Source organism: Roseiarcus sp., from assembly GCF_052145395.1.
GTDB lineage: Bacteria > Pseudomonadota > Alphaproteobacteria > Rhizobiales > Beijerinckiaceae > Roseiarcus.
This window is the reverse complement of sequence record NZ_JBKQOT010000907.1, coordinates 1-6,479: the sequence shown is the minus strand read 5'-3', so window position 1 is coordinate 6,479 and position 6,479 is coordinate 1. Positions and strand designations below refer to the sequence as shown.

The window sequence follows — 6,479 nt, the reverse complement described above, 5'->3', positions numbered from 1 at the left end:
GATCGAGGACTATCATTGGGCCGGAAGCGTTGGGGAGTCGAATCATCTAGGGCTGAACGCGAGTCGCCAGAATCGCCCCCTGATACAGCGCCCTGAAATAATCAGTATCCTTGCGCTTACCCAGCCGCCCCTCATCCTTGCTAAGGAATTATTAAATGTCAATAATCATTATCGATCCGCGCGCCTTGAGTTTTGCTCTAATAATTAGGCGGTTGGGCGCAAATATTCGCGCGATCAGCGAATTTATTCTTCAGGTCCAGCCCGTGTAGGAAAATAGACCCTCAGTGTAACCGATGTAAACGACGTTATCAAGCGGCGATACGACGCTCCCTGCTTACGTTTCTTGACCGAACAAGCCAAGCTCCGGATGGACAAGCGGCGGCGACCCAGCCTAGGCGTGTGGCGGGCTGACAGGCCCGTTCTAGCCTCAATTCGGCCATGTTAAGGCGAAATTCTGTCAGTCTCTGGCCGTTTAGGCTGGATCCGCATTTGATTACGTAGGGGTTGACGGGGATACGATCTAAGGCCGTACTCGCTGCGGTCTTTTTTTTGGCGTTAGAACAATTGAGAAAGCCGGCGGGCCGCGCGAGGTTGACCGCTCTCGACGCATAGGAGACGGCTGGCGCTGACGCCTTCGCAGCGCCACGCTTCGCGTATGACATCTTTTTGCCGTCGCGCAACCCGTCTCACTCCAAAGAGGTACGTGTGATCAAAAAGAGGTACGCGGTGATCCGTTTCCACCGAAACCAAATTCAGGTACCCGCACGTTAACTCACTCCAGTCTCGCGACTGGAAAGGCGTTTGTACGGGGAAGATCGGAAAAATGAAAAGAATCGCTCTTGCCGCGCTTGCGGCGGGATTGCTTGCTTCGGTTTCGTGCGCAAGCGGGAAGACCTTCGAGCTGAGCTACACGGACGAGAGTGGCGACTATGGCGTCAGCGCCACACTCGAAGCCAGCCCGATCTCCGGCACCGGTAATGCGCAATGGCTCGTCGAGGGTGTGCAGGGAACCGTTTCCGGCACAGGCGTCCCGGGCGGCTCCCCCGCGAAGATCACCGGCGTCATCTCGGGCGGCGCGAGCCCGTTCATAACGCCGTCGGGTGGATTCGAGATCGACAACGTGCTCTATTTCACACTTCCTGCTAGCGGTAAGGCGTTCGACTACTGGGGCCTCGGCTTTTTCACCGGTGGCATCGAGTGGAACCTTTGGGACAACGGCAGCGGCTCGCCGCTGTACACGCTGGGCCACAGCGGATCCGGCTACCCAGGCACGAGCCTCGGATCGGCGTCGGTCGCTGCGATTCCGGAGGCGTCCACCTGGGCGATGATGGGCCTCGGCTTCGCCGGCCTCGCCTTGGCCGGCTCCCATTCCCGCTCGCGCCGCACGGCGATGTCGATCGAGTAAAGTCGCGTCTCCCGTCAATGGGAAGGCCGCCTTCCGGCGGCCTTTTCTTTTGCCGACCCGGGCCTAGCGCCGAGCGAAATTGGCCGCTCGCTGCACACCGCCGCCCTCCAGTCTGGGCCCAAGCGCCTGACCCCTAGCTCCGGGACAGCGCCTCCAGCGCGCGGTCGAGCCGGGGATCGGCGCCGGCGGCGTAGCGGCGGTCGAAGGGGACCGCGATTGTCGGCTCGACGCCGACGCCCTCGAGCCGCTTGCCGTCGATGAGAACGTCCTCGACGGCGAGCAGCAGCAGGCCCTCGTCGCCGATCAGGAACGCGGTCGCCGCGAGCACGGCGCCCTCGGTGCGGCTCCCGATCAGGGGACCCAGCCCATATTCCTTGAACCCGTAGGCGAGCACCTCCTTGCCGCTGCGCGTGCCGCCGTTGATCAGCGCGGCGACGGGCTTGCGCCATTTCGCCCCGACGAAGCCCGTCTCCCCCTCGCGGTCCGCCACCTGCATGGTCGGCGACCGGGCGTTGAAGAGATCGAGATAATACGGCTGCGCCCCACCCCATCCGTCGCGCAGATCCCAAACGAGCGCGTCGGCGTCGCGGAGCCGGCCGTCCGCGATCAGATCTTCGAGCGCGCTTTGATAGCGCCGGCTGGCGTAGGACCAGACATGAACGTATCCGACGCGGACGGCGCCGCGCTGAACGACGCGCGCGCTTTCCTTCAGGCCGCGCAAAAACATCTCTCCCGGCTTCAGGTCGGCGGGCGCGGCTTCGATCGCCATCGGCGCGCCGGCCGCGGCGCGGCGGATCGACAGCGAGACCTTGCTGCCGACCTTGCCGCGAAACGACTCGACCGGCTGGAAGGGCCGCCCGTCGACGGACAGAATCTCGTCGCCGACCATGAGGCCGGCGGCGCGCGCCGGCGCGCCCTCGATCGCGCCCGCGACGAACACACGGGCCCGATCGTCGGTCTCGGTGAAGATCCCGATCCCGGGATAGCTGACCTCGCCGCCGGGAAAGAGGCGTTCGAGCCCGCGCCGCTCGAGCGCGCCGGCAAAGATGTCGGCAAGCTGGTAATAGGCCGGATCGCCCCTCGTGTAGTAGCGCGTGTGGGAGGCGTTCAGGGTCGCGAGCATCGCGTTGATCGCGTTGGCGCGGTCGTCGCGCGAGCGCGCCTCCGCCGCCTGCGGACGATAGCGGTCCCGCATCTTGCTCCAGTCGACGCCGTGCAGGCCGGGATCGTAGAAGCGGTTGCGCACGAGTTCCCAGACCTGATCGAACGCGGCGACATCGGGCCCCGCCGGCGCGGGCGGCGCCGCCGAAGGCGCCGGCGTCTCCTCAGCGCCCGCCGGGCGCGCCGCGACGACCGCGGCCGCCACCGCTGCGATGAAGTCCCTGCGGGTGGCCGTCATGTCGCCAACGCTCCCGAGCCTCGAATGCGACGGCTTTCCGTCACGCAGGACTTGCGCGGAAATCCCGGCGCCTTCGTGACCGGGCCGGGCGGGAATCGCGACCAAACGGCGGCGTAGAGCCTGCGCCCACCTCGACCTTGCCGCTTCTGGCGGCAAAGCCTATCGGTCAAAACCTGTCGCTTGGTTCCTTCGCGCCGGGCCGGACCCGACGGCGCGGCGCAGGGCGGGGGTCGACGTGAAGCGGTTGTAGCAAACTGCCGTCGCAGACGTCGGAATTGGGCGGTAAACCGGCCGTTCTCCAAAAGACCGTCAATGCGTTCGCATACGATCCGTAGCAGAGTGTCGCGCTCGCAGTTGGTCCGCTCCTTCCCGACGCAATCCTGTGCGCGTGCGGGAGAGATCAATCAGGGCGCCAAGGCCAATGCGCCCGTCCGCATGGCGCGGCGGCGGCGCACTATTGCCGTCGTTCGATCGCGCATCCTTTTCCGTTCCCACCCCTGTTGACGCAAGCCTGGTCCAAATCCACTCCGAACGTGCCGGGCTGTCGACGGCGCACGAGGTGACCGCTTCAGGTGTTCGCGGGCGACGCGTCGAAAAGGGCTTTCAGTGTTCGTGCGGCCACGCCCTGCTTGCAAAGATGGCGCGGGCGGGAACCAACCCGGCCCGCCCTCTCGGCGCCGGGCTTAGCTAGGCCTTGCTGGCCAACTGCTGTCCGAGCGGCAAGGCACGGATCCGTTTGCCGCTCGCCGCATAGATTGCATTCATGAGGGCCGGGGCGACCGGCGGCACGCCAGGTTCGCCCACACCGCCCGGCAGCGTATCGTAGCTGTGCGGCACGATATGCACATGCGTCTCATGGGGCGCGTCGCTGATGCGCAACACCAGGTAGTCGTCGAGGTTGCTCTGCTGCACCTTGCCGTTTTTGAATGAGATTTCGTTCATCAATCCCACCCCCAGACCCATGACGACGGCTCCCTCAAATTGAGAGCGCACGCGATCCGGATTCACGGTCGGCCCGCAGTCGACGGCGATGTCGACCCGCGGCACGGTGACATTTCCCTTCTCGTCGACCGCGGCTTCGATGACCGCCGCAACATAGGACACGAAACTCCGATGGACGGCCAAGCCCAGGCAGTGCCCTAGCGGCAGCTTGCGGCCCCAATCCGCCTTCTCGGTGACGAGTTCGACGACGTTGCGAAGCCGGCCGATGTCGATCGGGTATGTCTCGGGATTCTCTCCGTAGTCCCAGAAGTTCTCCACCTTCTTTGGCGCGTCGAGGATGCGAGGAGGTCCGATCAGATCGAGCAAGAACGCCTTCTGGTCCTTGGCCGCCGCAGCGGCCAGTTCCGCAACGAAGGATTGGATGGCGAACCCATGCGGAACGTTCGAGACGGAGCGCCACCAGCCGATCTTGGTGTGCGCCTCGGCCTCGCCGTTCTCGATGCTGATATTGGGGATGGCGAAGGGCATGTCGACGAGGCCCATTCCCTGTTCGAACGGGGCCTCGTGCTTCGGATCGGGTATGAAGAGCGACAGGATCGATGGCGCAACGCTGTTGTGGCGCCAGGCCACGACCTTGCCGTCCTTGTCGAGCCCCGCCTCGAGACGTTCGACAGACACCGTGTGGAAGAAGTCGTTGCGGATGTCATCCTCGCGAGTCCACACGACCTTGACCGGCGTTCCGCCGATCGCCTTCGAGCACAGCGCCGCCTCGACCGCGAAGTCCGGCTTAGACTTGCGGCCAAAGCCTCCGCCCAAAAGAGTCACGTTTACCGTGACGTTCTCGGGCGAAAGTCCCAGGTATGAGGCGACCAAATCATGCGCGGCCTGCGGGCTTTGCACGCTCGTCCAAACTTCGGCCTTGCCGTCGATGATCCGGCAGGTCGCGGACGTAGGCTCCATCGTCGCATGCGCATTATGGGGGATGTAATACTCGGCCTCGACCTTCTTGTCCGCGCTCGCAAAAGCGGCGGCGAAGTCGCCTTCGCTGCGCACGACCTTGCCAGGCCGTCTGGCGGTCGCCTCCATCGCCGCGCGGAAGACCTGCGAATCATAGGTCGCGTGGGGGCCGTGGTCCCATGTAATCTTCAGCGCCTCGCGGCCCCGGATCGCAGCCCAGGTGTTGTCGGCGATAACGGCGATTCCCCCTGACGGTTTGAATTTCATGGGAAAGGATGGAGCAGGGATCTCGACGACCTGGACGAAGCCGGGACTTTCTTCGTCTCGGTGGCGTCATAGGAGGCCACCTTGCCCCCCATGACCGGCGGCCGCGCGATGACGGCGTACTTCTGCCCCGGCAAGCGGACATCCTGACCGTAGATGGCGCGACCGGTCGTGATGTCGAAGCCATCGACGATGTTGGTCCCTTCCTTGCCGATGTAGCGGAACTGCGAAGGATCCTTGAGACGCAGGCTGTCGGTCGTCGGGACGTCCAACTTGCTGGCCGCAGCGGCGAGTTCGCCGTAGCCGAGCTTCTTCCCGGTGGATTTCTGAACGACCTCGTGATTCCTAGCCTCCACGTCGGAGACCTCGACGCCCCAGCGCTTGGCCGCGGCTTCTTCCAGCATCATGCGCGCGGCGGCGCCAGCCTGCCGCATCGGCTTGATGAAGTGGCGGGTCGAACGGGATCCGTCGGTGTCCTGATTGCCGTATCGCGCCTCGTCGCCAGTCGCCTGAGCGATTTTCACCCTGGCCCAGTCGGCATCGAGCTCGTCGGCGACGATCAGCGGCATCCCTGTTCGCACGCCCTGCCCCATCTCGGAGCGATGGCACACGATGGTGACCTCACCATCGGGCGTAATCGAAACGAAAACGAGAGGATTGTTCACCGTGCCGTGAGGCATGCCGTCCGCGCCCCATTTGGGCGTATCGGCGTGCGCCGCGCGGTGGCGTAAGATGGTGAGGGCGAGCACGAGTCCGCCCGTTGAAACGATGCCCTTCAAAACGCCGCGCCGGCTGACATTCTCGATGCACGATGGCGCGATTTCGCGATTGTGCTTGGTCATGTCACGCTCCCGCAGCTTGCTTGATGGCGGCGCGAATGCGCTGATAGGTCCCACACCGGCAGATGTTGCCAAACATCCAGCCGTCTATATCGCCGTCCGTGGGATGAGGAGCGCCTTTCAGAAGCGCCGCGGCTTGCATGATTTGGCCGGACTGACAATAGCCGCACTGCGGCACATTCAGCGCGCGCCAAGCTTTCTGAAGCGGGTGATTTCCCTCCGGATCGAGGCCTTCGATTGTGATGATTGACTTACCATTGGCGTCGCTCATCGTCGTGACGCAAGACCTGCGGGCCTCGCCGTCGTCATGGACCGTGCAGGCGCCGCAGGCGGCGATCCCGCACCCGAATTTTGTTCCCGTGAGCCCGAGTTCGTCTCGCAGATACCAGAGCAGCGGCATCGACAGGTCGCCGTCGAACGTCTGGACCTGCCCGTTAACACGCAGAGTGAGCATATTTCCTCCCTGTCATGTCCGACCGCCATGCAGTCTTTGTTTAAAGCGAGATGATGTATCGAAAATGCTATTCTCGTGAGGCTCTTGCAAAATTATTTTGAATGCCAATCAAATTGAGGTGGGGCATGTAGGAACGATATCACAGTTTTCAACTACAATAAGATAATATATATCGCTGTACATTGAGGGTATTTTCCGTATTGTTTTGGCTTATCGTCC

At 63.4% G+C, this 6,479-nt stretch carries 3 protein-coding genes and 1 pseudogene; 1 reads left to right on the top strand and 3 read right to left on the bottom strand.

What is annotated here, in order from left to right; translation table 11 throughout:
* The first annotated feature begins 823 nt into the window (after nt 1–823).
* Nucleotides 824–1,405 (top strand): PEP-CTERM sorting domain-containing protein, encoded by a 582-nt coding sequence (locus ACLP25_RS31450; RefSeq protein ID WP_442473010.1) that lies wholly within the window; start codon nt 824–826, stop codon nt 1,403–1,405.
* Between the two features lie 133 nt (nt 1,406–1,538).
* Here the strand turns inward: ACLP25_RS31450 and ACLP25_RS31445 are convergent, their stop codons facing one another.
* The 3 genes and pseudogenes from ACLP25_RS31445 to ACLP25_RS31435 form a co-directional block, all read right to left on the bottom strand.
* Complete coding sequence (locus ACLP25_RS31445) at nt 1,539–2,804, bottom strand: S41 family peptidase (protein ID WP_442473009.1); 1,266 nt, start codon at nt 2,802–2,804, stop codon at nt 1,539–1,541.
* A 687-nt stretch (nt 2,805–3,491) separates the two neighbouring features.
* A pseudogene (locus ACLP25_RS31440) lies at nt 3,492–5,809 on the bottom strand (molybdopterin cofactor-binding domain-containing protein).
* 1 nt (nt 5,810) lies between these two features.
* Complete coding sequence (locus tag ACLP25_RS31435) at nt 5,811–6,260, bottom strand: (2Fe-2S)-binding protein (protein ID WP_442473008.1); 450 nt, start codon at nt 6,258–6,260, stop codon at nt 5,811–5,813.
* Nucleotides 6,261–6,479: the final 219 nt, after the last annotated feature.